The 15,397-nt window shown below is 39.2% G+C and carries 12 protein-coding genes and 2 tRNA genes; 9 read left to right on the top strand and 5 right to left on the bottom strand.

The window, feature by feature from the left end; translation table 11 throughout:
• The first annotated feature begins 66 nt into the window (after positions 1-66).
• The 8 genes from R2S10_RS09300 (at position 67) to R2S10_RS09265 (ending at position 9,054) form a co-directional block, all read left to right on the top strand.
• On the top strand, positions 67-2,439 hold the full coding sequence (locus tag R2S10_RS09300; protein WP_316840169.1) for an ABC transporter permease: 2,373 nt from the start codon (positions 67-69) through the stop codon (positions 2,437-2,439).
• 31 nt (positions 2,440-2,470) lie between these two features.
• The gene (locus R2S10_RS09295; RefSeq protein WP_316840168.1) at positions 2,471-3,268 is read left to right on the top strand and encodes a helical backbone metal receptor; all 798 of its coding nucleotides are present in this window, start codon (positions 2,471-2,473) and stop codon (positions 3,266-3,268) included.
• 164 nt (positions 3,269-3,432) lie between these two features.
• Positions 3,433-3,514, top strand: a tRNA-Leu gene (locus R2S10_RS09290).
• Positions 3,515-4,012: 498 nt separating this feature from the next.
• Positions 4,013-4,094: transfer RNA gene (locus tag R2S10_RS09285), tRNA-Leu, on the top strand.
• A 489-nt stretch (positions 4,095-4,583) separates the two neighbouring features.
• The gene (gene tig, locus R2S10_RS09280; RefSeq protein WP_316840167.1) at positions 4,584-5,930 is read left to right on the top strand and encodes a trigger factor; all 1,347 of its coding nucleotides are present in this window, start codon (positions 4,584-4,586) and stop codon (positions 5,928-5,930) included.
• Positions 5,931-6,105: 175 nt separating this feature from the next.
• Entirely contained in the window at positions 6,106-6,807 is a 702-nt protein-coding gene (gene clpP, locus R2S10_RS09275) for an ATP-dependent Clp endopeptidase proteolytic subunit ClpP (protein ID WP_316840166.1), read from the top strand.
• Complete coding sequence (gene clpX / locus R2S10_RS09270; RefSeq protein WP_316840165.1) at positions 6,800-8,041, top strand: ATP-dependent Clp protease ATP-binding subunit ClpX; 1,242 nt, start codon at positions 6,800-6,802, stop codon at positions 8,039-8,041. Before clpP ends, clpX begins: the two co-directional genes overlap by 8 nt.
• A gap of 149 nt (positions 8,042-8,190) precedes the next feature.
• On the top strand, positions 8,191-9,054 hold the full coding sequence (locus tag R2S10_RS09265; protein ID WP_316840164.1) for an AMP nucleosidase: 864 nt from the start codon (positions 8,191-8,193) through the stop codon (positions 9,052-9,054).
• Here the strand turns inward: R2S10_RS09265 and R2S10_RS09260 are convergent.
• The 5 genes from R2S10_RS09260 to sppA all read right to left on the bottom strand — a co-directional run bounded on the left by R2S10_RS09260 (position 9,051) and on the right by sppA (position 14,838).
• Positions 9,051-9,554, bottom strand: a complete 504-nt coding sequence (locus tag R2S10_RS09260) for a SixA phosphatase family protein (protein ID WP_316840163.1) — start codon at positions 9,552-9,554, stop codon at positions 9,051-9,053. The two genes, R2S10_RS09265 and R2S10_RS09260, sit on opposite strands and share 4 nt — an antisense overlap.
• Entirely contained in the window at positions 9,514-10,578 is a 1,065-nt protein-coding gene (locus R2S10_RS09255; RefSeq protein ID WP_316840162.1) for a glycosyltransferase family 9 protein, read from the bottom strand. Before R2S10_RS09255 ends, R2S10_RS09260 begins: the two co-directional genes overlap by 41 nt.
• Positions 10,579-10,581: 3 nt before the next feature.
• Positions 10,582-11,184 carry a DUF4254 domain-containing protein gene (locus R2S10_RS09250; protein ID WP_316840161.1) on the bottom strand — a complete coding sequence of 201 codons (603 nt, stop codon included), beginning with the start codon at positions 11,182-11,184 and terminating at the stop codon, positions 10,582-10,584.
• 19 nt (positions 11,185-11,203) lie between these two features.
• On the bottom strand, positions 11,204-12,880 hold the full coding sequence (locus R2S10_RS09245; protein ID WP_316840160.1) for a helix-hairpin-helix domain-containing protein: 1,677 nt from the start codon (positions 12,878-12,880) through the stop codon (positions 11,204-11,206).
• Positions 12,881-13,062: 182 nt separating this feature from the next.
• Entirely contained in the window at positions 13,063-14,838 is a 1,776-nt protein-coding gene (sppA, locus tag R2S10_RS09240) for a signal peptide peptidase SppA (RefSeq protein WP_316840159.1), read from the bottom strand.
• A gap of 58 nt (positions 14,839-14,896) precedes the next feature.
• Between sppA and folK the strand changes: the two genes are divergently transcribed.
• Positions 14,897-15,391, top strand: coding sequence for a 2-amino-4-hydroxy-6-hydroxymethyldihydropteridine diphosphokinase (gene folK, locus R2S10_RS09235; RefSeq protein ID WP_316840158.1), 495 nt, complete (start codon positions 14,897-14,899; stop codon positions 15,389-15,391).
• The last annotated feature ends 6 nt before the right edge of the window (positions 15,392-15,397 follow it).

Raw genomic sequence — 15,397 nt, 5'->3', positions numbered from 1 at the left:
GAGTAAATCAAATGAACTCCAGATTAGCGTAAATGCGACTGGTTTTACCATTAATTCATACCGCAGATGTTTAAATTGAACTTTAAAATTGCCCTTAGGAATTTATTGAGAAACAAAACGGCATCGCTGATCAACATCAGTGGTCTGGCCATAGGTCTTGCCGCATGTTTGATGTTGTTATTGTATGTGGCCTATGAGTGGAATTATGACCGGGGTTATAAGAATAACATCTACCAGGTAATGGTAAACTTCGCTGATGAAAACAAGCAGGTGACAGCTACCGGCGATCAGGCACCAAATGTCCTGGCAAAAACTTTAAAACAAGAGCTACCGGAAATTGATCATATTGCCAGGGTTTTATGGCCTGTAAAACGCCTCCTGGCAAATGGAGAAAACACTTTTAAAGTAGAAGGTAGGTATGCCGATGCTGAAATCTTAAAAATCTTTGACTACCAGTTTATCAGTGGTAGTCCGGATAAAGCATTTAGTGATCCGAATTCTGTGATCCTTACTGAAAGTACTGCGAAACGATTGTTTGGTACTGCAGATGCGCTGAATAAAGTGTTGAAATACGAAAACCAGGTAGCGCTGAAGGTAACCGGGGTAGTTAAAGACCATGCGCCAAATACCACTTATAAATTTGATTGTTTAACACCCTGGACTTTATATGAAAAACTGGATGACTGGGTTGCTAAACCAAATTGGGGAAATTTTGCTTTTTATACCTTATTAACCTTGAAAAATGGTGTTAATGTGGCGCATTTTAATGAAAAAATCAGCAACATTATTGATCAACACGCGCCAAGCGAGCGTGTTGATCCTATTGTTTTTGTCCAGCCATTGGTAAAGCTTCATTTGTATGGGAAATTTGAAAACGGAATTCCTAGCGGTGGGAAAATTGAACAGGTACGGTTTTTAATCGCATTGGCTGTAGGGATTCTAATCATTGCCTGTATTAATTTTATGAACCTTGCGACAGCAAGGTCTCAAAAGAGAGCAAAAGAAGTTGGTATAAAAAAGACCATCGGAGCTTCCAGAAAATCATTGATTGGGCAGTTTCTTTTGGAGTCTTTATTGCTCACGTTTGTGAGCGTAGTATTGGCGGTGATCCTGATAGAACTGGCCATGCCTAAGTTTAACCACTTGATGGATGTTGAACTTCAATTGAATTATGCGAATCCTCTGGCCTGGTTGGGTGCAATTGTCTTGATTTTGTTAACGGGAGTATTGGCGGGTAGTTACCCTGCTTTTTTCCTTTCTTCTTTTAATCCGATACAAACGATGAAAAAGGGGGTAAATACGAAAACAGGCTTTTCATTAAATTTCAGACAAGTACTGGTGGTGGTTCAGTTTAGCTTTGCAATTGTGTTGATTGTGGGGACTTTAATTGTTTATCAGCAACTGCAATATATTAAAGATAAACCCCTGGGCTATGAACTGAATTCCTTATTGGAAATGCCGCATGAGGGAAATCTTTATCCAAAATTTGATTTATTAAAGGAACGTTTACTGGCTTCAGGTGCAGTAACGAGTGTATGCCAATCTTCCGGAAGTATTTCCACACCTAATTCGAATGCCTCGGGAATGGAGTGGAAAGGGATGACGGAGGCGGGTAAACGAATGCCTTTCAATCAGATTTATACGTCCTATGATTTCATTAAAACAAATGGAATAAAATTATTATCAGGTCGGGATTTTGATCCTGGAATAGCTTCAGATCATCAGGCTTTGATGTTGAGCGAAACTGCGATTAAGACTATGAATTTAAAAGACCCTATTGGACAGATCATCAAACTCTGGGGGATGAATAGAACTGTTGTAGGGGTGTTTAAAGACATTACCTGGGGTGATCCTGCAAAGAGAGATCTTCCGATGATGATTGGCTTTAATCCGCAGAATAGCGATGTGATTATCATGCGAATGAATCCGGATAACGCTACAGCTGATAACCTGGAATTGATTAGTCGGATTACAAAGGAAATTAACCCGGAATTCCCTGTCGACATCAAGTTTGTAGATACTCTGGTTGCTGCAAAATTTGAAAATGAAAAGATACTAGGCATATTCTCTAATTTGTTCGGTGGACTTGCGATCTTAATTTCCTGTCTAGGTTTATTCGGGTTATCTGCTTTTTCTGCAGAGCAACGTACAAAAGAGATCGGTGTACGTAAAGTACTAGGTGCTTCTGTAAGTGGCATTGTGAAGTTATTATCATTGAATTTCGTGAAATTGGTACTCATTGCCTTGATCATTTCGATGCCTGTTGCCTATTGGATGATGGATCAATGGTTGTCCAAATTTGATTATCATGTAGCAATCAGTTGGCATGTTTTCATGTTAACGGCGCTATTAACCCTAATGGTTGCATTTTTAACGGTAAGCTGGCAGGCCTACAAAGCCGCAAAAACAAACCCGGTAGATGCGCTGAAATACGAATAGATTTTTAAGGAATGGCATGTATCTTTGTAAAATGCAACGCAGTTTTACAGATCAGCTTAATCGTACCATAACTATTAATTATCCTCCCAAAAGGATCATCTCTCTTGTTCCATCTCAGACAGAATTATTGTTTGAGCTGGGACTGGATGCAGAAGTGATTGGCATCACGAAATTCTGTATTCATCCTGAGGAAAAGTTCCGGGAAAAGACAAAAATTGGAGGAACAAAGAAATTGAATCTGGAGCTGATCAGGAGTTTGAAACCGGATTTGATTATTGGTAATAAGGAAGAGAATGAGCGTGATCAGATCGAAGAACTGATGGCTGAATTTCCAATATGGATGAGCGATATTTATGACCTGGATGGCGCGAAGAAAATGATTACAGCAATAGGGGGATTAGTTGATCGGGAACCCGAGTCTGCCTACCTCAACCATCTGATCACTGCAGGCTTCAATGATTTACAAACCTTAGCCTTACAAAATGGCCTTAATAAATCCGTAGCTTATCTGATTTGGAAAGGACCTTATTTATTTGCAGGAAGGCATACTTTTATCAATCAGATGTTGGCGATGAATGGGCTGAATAATGTGGTCAAAGAAAATCGTTATCCTGAAATGGACTTGGAGACACTCGCTGCGTTGAATCCAGACTTGGTATTTCTGTCCTCAGAACCTTATCCTTTTAAAGAAAAACATATTGAAGAAGTTCAACACGCCTTGCCTAATGCAAAAGTGATGCTGGTAGATGGTGAAATCTTTTCCTGGTATGGCAGCAGATTGGTAAAAGCAGTTCAATATTTGTTTCAGTTGCAAAAAGAATTGTACTAAATCTATTGAATTTAACTGGGGCATTGAGTCCCTGAAAAAAAGATTAAAAATTAAATACTGTAAGATCAGTAGGTTAGCTAAAAGGGCTCTGAATAAATGAAAAAGAGTTTTTAAGTATAAAAACAATATCTATATTTGCAATCCCGAAAGGGAACATCCTAACTGCGGAAGTGGCGTAATTGGTAGCCGCACCAGACTTAGGATCTGGCGCTTCACGGCGTGGGGGTTCGAGTCCCTTCTTCCGCACAACAATTTAAAAGCAGCCCCGAAAGGGCTGTTTTTTTTTGCCCAAAAATAGGCCGCACATTTCAGGAGGCTCCCGGGGGGGGGTGGATCCTGTTTTTCTTTCTGGTGATACCAACTTCGGTATGAGTTCGGATTGCTTTCGGGATGAGTCTTAATCTTATTGATCTTCAGTAGGTCATTGATAGGTGGTTGATAGGTCCTTCATAGGTCTAAATGACCTTTCAAGGACGGTGTAAAGACCTAGTAAGATTGGTATATATATGGATTTTATACGGCCGCAACTCGAAGGTATATAAAGCTGAGCTAGTACGGAGGATCTATTTGTTTGCTATTTGCGATCCCTAAATGGGGTGTTTTTGGAGGTAAATGATTGATTATTTGGTGTTAAAGGGGTTGACTGTTTCTGCTGATCAAAAAAACCTTTATTTTTATTTTAAATATTTATGAGTTTTTAAAAAACTATTCTATCTTTGCAATCCCGAAAGGGTAATCCTAACTGCGGAAGTGGCGTAATTGGTAGCCGCACCAGACTTAGGATCTGGCGCTTCACGGCGTGGGGGTTCGAGTCCCTTCTTCCGCACAAAAAAGGTGATAGATTGAAAAATTTATCACCTTTTTTATTTTCCGGGAATTTTTTTACTCATCGCGCTTTTCCGGATTCTAGGTCTGCGCTAACACTACCCGATTTTAAACGTTATCTATTTGCTGTAGGCTGTATGTGGGCCTGCTGGTTACAGAAGTATTGCTGATCTATGCTTATGGACGCTTTAACCAGACCTTCGGTCAGTTGTAGTTTTACCTGGATTTTATAGTAAAAAGACAGGTTAACAGTTGTTTCGGAATAGATTTGGTATTTGCTTTTTTTGATTGCTTAGGAGTGCTGAGATTCAGACCCTCAACAGCGTAATATTTTCAATTATAAGCTTTGAAATCAACAAAAAAGAATATATTTGCGCCCTCGAAAGGGAAATTTGAGTGGTAGAATGGAGTCCTTTCTACCGCAATAAATTTCCTCCGCCACGCGGGGGATTTTTTGTATATAGACATTAATAATTATTGATTCAGAAAGATGAACATTACACAGGAAAAAATTAACGACTTAAACGCGGTTGTAAAAATTAAGATTTCACCTGAAGATTATACTGAAAAGGTTGATAAATCTATAAGAGAACAAGCTAAAAAATCAAACCTTCCAGGTTTTCGTAAAGGAATGGTTCCTGTTGCACACATTAAGAAAATGTTCGGCAGAAATATTTTAGTGGAAGAAATCAATACCCTATTGAGCGAAACTTTAAGCAAGCACCTTGCTGATAATAAAGTGGAAGTTCTTGGTCAGCCATTACCAATCATGGATGATACTAAAGAATACAAATGGGATGGTACTGACGAATTCGAGTTTGACTATGAAATCGGTCTTGCACCAGCAGTAGAGGTAAAAATCACAGCTAAAGATAAATTTACTCAATACGTAGTTAAAGCGGATGCAGAAACATTAGCTTCACGTATCAAAAATATCAGAAGAAGCTATGGCAAAATGACAAACCCTGAAGTTTCGGCAGAAGATGACGTCCTTTATGCCGATTTAGCACAACTTTCTGCTGATGGTTCAGTTTTTGAAGGTGGCATCACTAGCACAGGTTCTATTCGTTTAGATCAGGTTGCTGATAAAAAGATTTTGAAAACCTTAGTTGGTTTGAAAAAAGACGATGTAGTTGAATTAGATGTTCAGAAAGCGTTTGACAACAATGAAGTGATTGTCGCTAAATTGTTGAACATTCCTGAAGAAGAAGCTAAAGAACTGAAATCGAAATTCCAGGTAACGGTTAAAAATGTAAACCGTTTAGAGGAGTCTGATTTAAACCAGGAGTTCTTTGATAAATTATTTGGTGAAGGTGTAGTAACTGATGAGGCTGGCTTTACTGCTAAAATCACAGAAGAAATAGAAGGTATGTTCAAGCAGGATGCAGATCGCAAATTGCAGAATGACATCTATACTAAACTAACTGAATCCGTGAAAATGGAATTGCCAGATGAATTTTTACGTAAGTGGTTAAAAGCTACTAACGAAAAATTAACTGATGCAGAACTAGCTGAAGGATATGAAGATTTCGCTAAAAACCTTAAATGGACTTTAATTGAGAACAAATTAATTAAAGACAATAGCATTGAAATCAAATATGAGGATGTATTCCAAACTGCTAAACAACGTTTAGATGCTCAGTTCAGAATGTACAGCCCAAGCCCAATGCCAGAAGATCAATTGGCACAGTATACGGCTACTTTCTTGAAAGAGAAAGACAATGCAAACCGTATTTTTGATGAAGTAAAAGCGATTAAAGTTTTTGAATACATCAAATCTGTTGCTACTATTGAAGAAAAAGAGATAGCTTATAACAAATTTATCGAAATGAAGTAATCCCGGGGTCACCCAGATACTTTTAATAGATATTAGAATAAGGCGGCTTTATTAAGGCCGCCTTATTTATATAAAGACATTATAGAATTTTACAATACCACAATAATTTACCAATTTAGTTTCACTAATTTGGTAAAAATTAGAAGGGTAGAATTAATATAAAATAGACATACTGATGAAAATAGACAAAGACGAATTTAGAAAATACGCTGTTAAACACCATCGTATTAATGGTTTAAACGTGGATCGTTTTATTGGTGCTACCAATAACTCTCCAAAAAGTATGACTCCTTATATTATTGAAGAGCGTCAGCTTAACGTGGCACAAATGGATGTGTTCTCACGTTTAATGATGGACCGTATCATATTTTTAGGTGATGCGATCTATGATGGTAACGCAAACATTATACAAGCACAATTGCTGTTTTTACAGTCTACCGATAACAATAGAGACATTCAGATTTATATCAATTCACCAGGTGGTTCTGTATATGCAGGATTAGGTATCTATGATACCATGCAATACATCACACCAGATGTGGCTACAATCTGTACAGGTATGGCTGCTTCTATGGGAGCTGTATTATTAGTAGCAGGTGCTAAAGGGAAACGTGCTGCATTGCCACACTCACGTGTGATGATCCACCAACCTTCAGGCGGCGCTCAAGGTGTGGCTTCAGATATGGAGATCAACTTGAGAGAGATGTTGAAACTGAAAAAAGAATTATATGATATCATTTCTAACCACTCCGGACAATCTTACGACTGGGTAGAAAAAGCTTCAGACCGTGATTACTGGATGAAAGCTGATGAAGCCAAAGGCTTTGGAATGATTGATGAAGTGCTGGGAGCGAATAACAAAGAAAAAAATGGCTAAACAAAGTAAAGAATCCCGTTGTTCTTTTTGCGGATCAGGTAAGCAGGATACTTTAATGCTTATTGAAGGTCTTGATGCCTACATTTGTGATAAATGTGTGACTCAAGCGAATCAGTTACTGGCTCAGGAACTGGGAAGCAAAAAAGGTAAACCAATGGATACCTCGGTTACCTTATTGAAACCAATGGAAATCAAAGCACATATTGACCAATACGTAATCGGTCAGGATGATGCCAAGAAAGTACTTTCTGTAGCGGTGTATAACCACTATAAGAGATTGGGACAAACGGTAGACCAGGCAGATGAGGTGGAGATTGAGAAATCAAACATCATGTTGGTAGGGGAAACCGGTACCGGTAAAACCTTATTGGCGAAAACTATCGCTAAGATCTTACATGTTCCTTTTTGTATTTGTGATGCTACGGTATTAACCGAAGCAGGATATGTTGGAGAGGATGTAGAAAGTATCTTAACACGACTATTGCAAGCTGCGGATTACGATGTAGCTTCCGCAGAACGTGGAATCGTTTATATTGATGAGGTGGATAAGGTGGCGCGTAAAAGCGATAACCCTTCTATTACCAGAGATGTATCGGGAGAAGGCGTGCAGCAGGCTTTATTGAAGATCTTAGAGGGTACAATAGTGAATGTTCCACCTCAGGGCGGACGTAAACACCCGGATCAGAAAATGATTCCTGTAAATACCAATAACATTCTGTTTATCTGTGGTGGAGCTTTCGATGGTATCGAACGTAAAATCGCAAACAGATTGCGTACACAGGCGGTAGGTTATAAAGTGAAAAAGGACGAGGAAGAACTGGACCTTAAAAACCTTTATAAATACATTACCCCTCAGGATTTAAAATCTTTTGGTTTGATTCCTGAATTGATTGGTCGTGTACCCGTATTGACACACTTGAATCCTTTAGATAAAGCAGCATTACGTAACATCCTGACTGAGCCTAAGAACTCTTTGTTCCGTCAGTACGTGAAATTGTTTGAATTTGAAGGTGTGAAGTTGACTTTTGAAGATGATGTTTTAGATTTCATCGTTGATAAAGCAATGGAATACAAATTGGGTGCAAGGGGCTTACGCTCCATTTGTGAGGCAATTATGCTGGATGCCATGTTTGATATCCCTTCCGACCCTAGCATTAAGGAGTTGAGCATTACGCTCGAATACGCGCTGGAGAAATTCGAAAAGGCTGATTTTAAAAAGCTGAAAGCTGCTTAAATAATTTAATCCCCGTTTTACGGGGATTTTTTTTAACTTGTTATTTTAGGATGTGATTGGTTTTCGACCAATTGCGCTTCTTAAACAAATCGTGGCAGGTTCCTTGCGGAATAATAATACTATTAACTATACTAGAAAAAGGAGAATTTATGAATGAAGAATTAGAAGTAAACAAAGACGGGCAAGAGGAAAAGAAAACTAAGAAAAAGAAAGAAATAGAAACTCCCGTAAAATCTGGTTTGAAATCTAAAGGCGATATTGTTAAAAACTGGCTTCCAAGATATACAGGTAGAGCATTAGAAGATTTTGGACATTATATCTTATTGACCAATTTCAGCAAGTATGTACAGATGTTCTCCGAATGGCATGATGATGCGCCTATTATGGGGCTGGATAAACCAATGCAAAGTGTAACAGCTAATGGCATTACGATTATCAATTTCGGTATGGGAAGTCCTATGGCAGCGACCATGATGGATTTATTAACTGCAATTGCGCCTAAAGCAGTTTTGTTTTTAGGGAAATGTGGTGGTTTGAAAAAGAAAAACCAATTGGGTGATTTGATTCTGCCAATCGCTGCAATCAGGGGAGAAGGAACATCAAATGATTACCTGCCTGCTGAAGTACCGGCATTACCTGCCTTCGCCTTGCAAAAAGCAATCTCTACCACCATTCGTGACCATTCAAGAGACTATTGGACTGGAACTTGTTATACCACCAACCGCAGGGTTTGGGAGCATGATAAAGCTTTTAAGAAATATCTGAAAACCTTACGTGCCATGGCAGTAGATATGGAAACCGCTACGATTTTTACGACAGGATTTGCCAATAAGATTCCTACCGGAGCATTGTTACTGGTTTCTGATCAGCCAATGATTCCTGAAGGTGTGAAAACTGCAGAAAGCGATAGCTCAGTAACCAGCAATTATGTGGATACGCACCTAAGAATTGGAATTGATTCCTTAAAGCAGTTAATTAATAACGGATTAACCGTGAAGCACTTGCATTTTTAATCTTCGTCTGCGCTTTTAGGAAAATCAAAAGCTAATAAATTACCGGTATGGTGGCTTATCTGTTCCCATTTTTCAAATGGAAATTCTATAAGCACTGTACCACAAGTAGGGATATTATAGATGTTCGCATTACTCAGGTAATTGGCGAATTCTGTAAGTCCCGGATTGTGACCAAATAAAGCAACACTTTGCTGCTTATTGCTGAGGTTGTTGACCACTTTTAATAAGGCCATTACATTGGCTTCATAAATGCTGGTTTCTTCCTGAATCTGAGCCAGTGGCTTATTCCATACTTCTGCGAAATTTCTGGCGGTGGTTAAGGCACGAACAGCCGGACTACTCACTAATAATTGAGGAACCTGGCTATTTTTCAATATTCTGCCTGCCATTTCTGGCGCATTTCTAAGCCCGCGGGCATTTAGTGGTCTTTCAAAATCGGAAATATGGCTATTTCCCCAATCAGATTTTCCGTGTCGTATCAATAGAAGTTGCTTGCCCATGAATTAGTTTGTTTAAAACACTATTTATAACAGTTGATTCGGTTAAATTGTTCATGCAGGCAAAATCACCTCTGTAGCATGGAATATTGCCATAAACAGAGCATGGGCGACAATACAAATCGATTTGTACCGCGTCATTTATAGATTGTCCATAGCCTAAAAATCCGGCATAGGGATGTGTTGCACCCCAAACAGAGACTACAGGGATGTTTTTCAGGGAAGCCAGGTGCATACCTGAAGAATCCATACTGAGCATCACATCCAGGTTCGAAATAAAATCTAATTCTTCTTCCAGCTTAATTTTTCTTACCAGAGAGCTGATGTTTTTATGTTTTGAAGCCCAGCTATTGGCTATTGCTTCTTCTTCCGGGGATCCACCAAAAATAAACAGGTGATGCCCCATCTCTGCTAACTGTAGCACAACCCTTTCCATTTTATGTAGCGGATATACCTTTTGCAAATGCTGTGCAAAAGGACTTACACCAATCCATTTCTGAGTTTTCTCAGGGAAAAGAGGGTTGTTTATTGCTGCCGGATTCTTTTCTTTTAACGTATTGGAGAGCGGAAAAGGAAAACCTAATTTCTGAAATACCTTAGCATAACGTGCAACCGTCAATTCTAGTGGTACCAGGATTTTATTGGTTTTTCTGGTCAGCGCTGATTTCTCTTTTCTTCCTTTGTCGACAGACACAGATTTAACCCCCTTTAGCATAAAAAGGAAACAGAGAATTTTACTTCTCAGGTTGCTGTGTAAATCTGCTATGGCGGTAATGTCTTGCTTACTCAGTTCCCGGAAGAGTTTTAAGATTCCGAAAAAGCCTTTATGACTTCCTTTAGGATCAAAAGGATGGAAACTAAGGCGACTTATTTCATTAAAAAAAGGTTTGAAAAATGGTCTGCTTACGACCAGCAATTGATGGGTAGGGTAATGTTCACTGAATTCTTTTAGAATGGGGGCAGTCATAGCGACATCCCCCATTGCTGAGAAACGGATTACTAAGATCTTAGCAGTTTCTTTAGGCATTAATTACTTGTTGTTATAAAGCACAGGGTTCATGCTTGGATCATTATACATTTTCATTTGCTTGTAAACCTTCATGTATTTTGCACCACTTTCTATATCAGCGATCAATTCATCTAAACTACCAGAAAGATCGGTTCTTTGGTTTAACAGAATGTTAAGTTTTGTGGTACAGCTCATTTTATGTTCTTCAGAAGCATCCTCACGAAGGGTTTCTTCCGTCATATGATAAATCTTTAAAGCAAGGATTGATAACCTATCGATTACCCATGCCGGACTTTCAGAATTGATCTTTGCGTTTGCTGCCGGTACAATGTTTTTATACTCTTCCAGGAAGTAGCTATCGATATATTCTACTACATCTGTACGCTCCTGATTCGAGGCATCAATACGACGTTTCCATTGTAAAGCTACTACCGGATCAATTTCCGGATTACGGATCACATCTTCCATATGCCATTGAGCAGTATCGATCCAGCATTTCATGTATAGCAAATGCTCCAGAGTACCCATAGGGTAAGGATTTTGAATGGGTTGATCTATATTGTTGTGAACGTGATAATCATTGATCACGTCCTGAAATATTTTATTACAAAGCTGACTAATCATGGCTCAAAGGTAAGGATAACTATTTTTTATTGTTGAAGTATTCTGAGATATCTTGGAGCGTCATAGCGTTTAAACACTGTTTTGCAGTTAGTCCACCTTTTCTGCCAATCAATGTACCATAGTGCATATCGTAGAAACCTTCCATTCTATGTGCATCTGGATTGATAGACAATAACACGCCTTTTTCCAATGCGTAACGGTGCCAGCGCCAGTCCAGATCTAAACGTAATGGGTTGGCATTGATCTCGATAACTACTTTATTTGCCGCACAGGCGTCGATTACTTTTGCATAATCTATAGGATAACCTTTTCTGCTCAATAGTAATCTGCCGGTAGGGTGCCCTAGAATCGTTGTATAAGGGTTCTCTATCGCTTTAATTAGTCTGGCTGTGGCTTTCTCTTCATCCATTCTTAAATTGCTGTGTACAGAAGCTACCACAAAGTCGAATGTTTTCAGGATATCATCACTGTAGTCTAGTGATCCATCATTTAAGATGTCACTTTCAATCCCTTTAAAGATTTTGAAAGGAGCCAGTTTGGCGTTTAATGCATCGATTTCCAGATGTTGGGCATAGAGGCGTTGCTCATTTAATCCATTGGCATAAAATGCGGATTTGGAGTGGTCGCAAATCCCGAAATATTCCATCTTCAGGTTGTCTTTGCAGAAGCTTGCCATTTGCTCCAGGGTATGTACACCATCGCTCCAGGTAGAGTGGTTGTGTAAACTTCCTTTCAAGTCTTCGTATGTGATCAATGTTGGCAGTTTATTTTCTTTTGCCAATTGGATCTCATCCAATCCTTCTCTGATTTCAGGAGCTACAAAGGCTAGTCCTGCAGCTTTGTAAATGGCTTCTTCTGTTTCAAAAGGGCCATTTCCTGCCAGGGCAAGCACTTCCTGGACGTGTTGCTCATTGCCGGTAAGTTTAAACCAATTGAAGTAGAAGCTGTCTTTTGGACAGATATGTAAGTGTATTTTTAATCCCGAAAGGGTGGTCGCCTGATAAGTACCATCTGCTTGTGCTTCAAAAGCAAGTCCATCAAATGAGCTGATTTGCTCTTGAACTTCTTCGACTGCTGTGGCACCAATCAGGAAAGGAACGTATTCAACGATTTCCATGCAGCGTCTGTATTCGCCGGCGATGCCCAATAGGGGCTCTCCAGAGATCTGGTTTAACCAAACCGCCAGGTCTGCATAAAGTTTATTTACAGTGCTTTCCGCATGGGCGTATAGGAATTTCCCTAGTCCTGCCATCCTGAATTCAATGATCTTTTTAATCTCCTCCTGGGTTTTTAATCCGAAGCCTTTAGCTTCAATCAGGCGGTTTTCATTACAGGCATAATAAAGTTCTCCGATATTTTCAATACCAAGGTCTTTCCAGATCACCAAGATCTTTTTTGGTCCGATGCCTTTGATGCCCAGCATTTCGACAATACCTTCCGGTGTTCTTTCCAGTATTTCCTGTAAATCGGTCATGGTGCCTGTTTCCAATAGCTCCCAGACTTTCGCAGAAATGCTCTTTCCAAGTCCGTCAATCTGTGCGATCTCTTCCAGTGTTTTGCCTTGAATGGAAAATGGAAGTTTATCTACTTTTAAACCAGCATTAGCTACTGATTTGATTTTAAAGGGGTTCTCATTGTGTAACTCCATCAATTGAGAAAGCAGTCGCAAGCTGCGTGAAATGGTCTTATTTTCCATGGGATGCTAAATTAAATAAAAAGCCCCGATTTTCCGATTAAACTGGTAGAGGGAAAGCTTTCTTACTTTATAATGATCAGGGCTTCGATGCTAAGCCAGCGGAATATGGGTATGAAAAAGGCCTAAATTTTAATCTTCCTGGAGAAGACAAAAATTTAGGCCTTTAGTATTATAAAAGGAATCTAGTTTACCGTGATTTCAAATGGCATTCTGGCTTGTATGCCAGATTTTGAGATCGCAGCTTTAACCTGCTGATAGATCAGGTAATTGGCACCTAGTTCCTGTTTAGCATAATAGGTTTTTATTTTATCGGTAGAGTTTTCCAGTAAGGCTTTGATCGGATCAATCATTTCCGGATATTCTACGATTCTATATTCTGAGATTTTTGCTTTTTTAGCAGCAGCTTTGATGGCGTCGTCGAAGCTACCTGTTCTATCGGCAAGGCCAATTCTAACGGCATCTGTTCCAACCCATACACGACCACCTCCAATGCTATCGATATATGCTTTACTTTTCTTACGTCCATTTGCCACACGGGTGATGAAGCTATCGTACACATGGTTTACGCCATTCTGAATGATCAGTCTTTCTCCGGCAGTCATTGGACGGACAGTACTCATAATGTCTGCATATTGTCCGGTTTTCACCCCGTCAAATGTAATTCCAAGCTCTTTGTTTAATAATTTCTGGAAGTTAGGAATGATTCCGAATACCCCGATCGAACCGGTAATGGTATTTGGCTGTACAAAGATAGAGTCTGCAGCACAAGCGATATAATATCCACCGGATGCGGCTACGTTACCAAAAGAAGCGATCACTGGTTTCACTTTTTTGGTCAGTACAACTTCTCTCCAGATCACATCGGAAGCAAGGGCGCTACCACCTGGGGAGTTTACTCTCAAAACAATGGCTTTAATATTGGTATCGATTCTGGCTTTTCTGATCGCTCTGGAAATTCTTTCCGAACCGATCTGGTCATTGTTACCTTCACCACCCATAATATCGCCATTTGCATAAATTATGGCAATTTTAGTTTTGTTGGTATTTCCTTTACTGTTGAAAATAACATTTTTCGCGTAGTCATTGATGGTAACAGTTGTTAAATTGCTGTTTTTACCTGTTCCGCTTAAGGACTTTAATTCATCAAGGATTTCATCTTTATACTTTAAGCCATCCACCATTTTATACTTTTCAGCATCTTTAGGTTGTTGGATTTTATAGTCGTTTGCAATCATGAAAAGACTGTCCTTGGCAATGTTTCTGCTTTTTGAGATGTCGCTAAGGAAGGTCGAATATAACCCATTCACGTAAGCGGTTACCTGCTCACGGTTTTTATCACTCATTTTGGTATCAATGAAAGGTTCTACCGCACTTTTGTAAGTACCTACACGGATAATTTGGGCTTCAATACCTAATTTATCCAATGCTCCTTTAAAGAAGGCCGATTGAGAACTTAGTCCTTTAAATTCTAAGGCACCTTCAGGATTGATATATACTTTATCAGCAACAGACGCTAAATAGTAAGCACCTTGTGTGTAGACTTCGCTATAAGCGATGATTTTCTTTTTACTGGTTTTAAAATCGATCAGTGCTTCTCTGATTTCTCTCATATTCGCAAAACCAGCATTTGGAGAAGAAACGCTCAGATAAACACATTTAATGTTATCGTCGTATTTAGCGGATTTAAGTGCTTTAATGACATCCGTAAAACCGATGCTTTTTTTACCATCATCACCTACGATAGGCAATTCCGAAAGCGGATCGCTATAAGTACGCTCAGTAATGGCCTGGTCCAGGTTGAGGTAGAGTACAGAGTTATTGTCAACCAGTACCGTTTTATCGTCACCGATAGAAGAGACGATTCCTACGATAATTGCAATAAACAGGATGAAAAACACGCCTATTGATATAATAACTCCTACGACAGTTGCAAAAACATACTTAAAAAATTCTTTCATTTGCTGGTTAAATATTTAATTTGTAAATAAAGGTAGAAAAAATGCCTGAGGCTTTTGTATGGACTTGGATAGTAAAAATGTTTATTTGTTACTGGGAAGTAATTTAGGGGATAGGGAAGAGCTGTTAAGAGATGCTGTTTTGCAGCTTGGAGAACAGGTCGGTGAGGTATTTGCACAATCCTCATTTTATGAGACTGCTGCCTGGGGAAAGACGGATCAACCGGCTTTTATCAATCAGGCTGTAGGACTGAAAACAACGCTTAGCCCGCTGGAAGTTTTGAAAACAGTGCTGGGTATTGAAGCAGAACTGGGCCGGGTGAGAAAAGAAAAATGGGGTGCCAGACTGATTGATATTGATGTGATACTTTATGCCGATGAGGTAGTGGATCTTGGGGAAGAATTACAAGTCCCTCATCCTCAGATGCAGTATCGGAAATTTGTCCTGATTCCCTTAGCAGAGATTGCAGGAGGGTTAATTCATCCCGTTATAGGTAAACGTGTATCAGAAATATTAGCTATATTAGAGGATAATTTAACTGTAACAAAAATTTAATTTATT

Source organism: Pedobacter gandavensis, assembly GCF_032678745.1.
Classification (GTDB): Bacteria; Bacteroidota; Bacteroidia; order Sphingobacteriales; family Sphingobacteriaceae; genus Pedobacter; species Pedobacter gandavensis_C.
The sequence above is the reverse complement of the archived record's forward strand: the minus strand, read 5'-3'. Positions and strand labels throughout refer to the sequence as shown.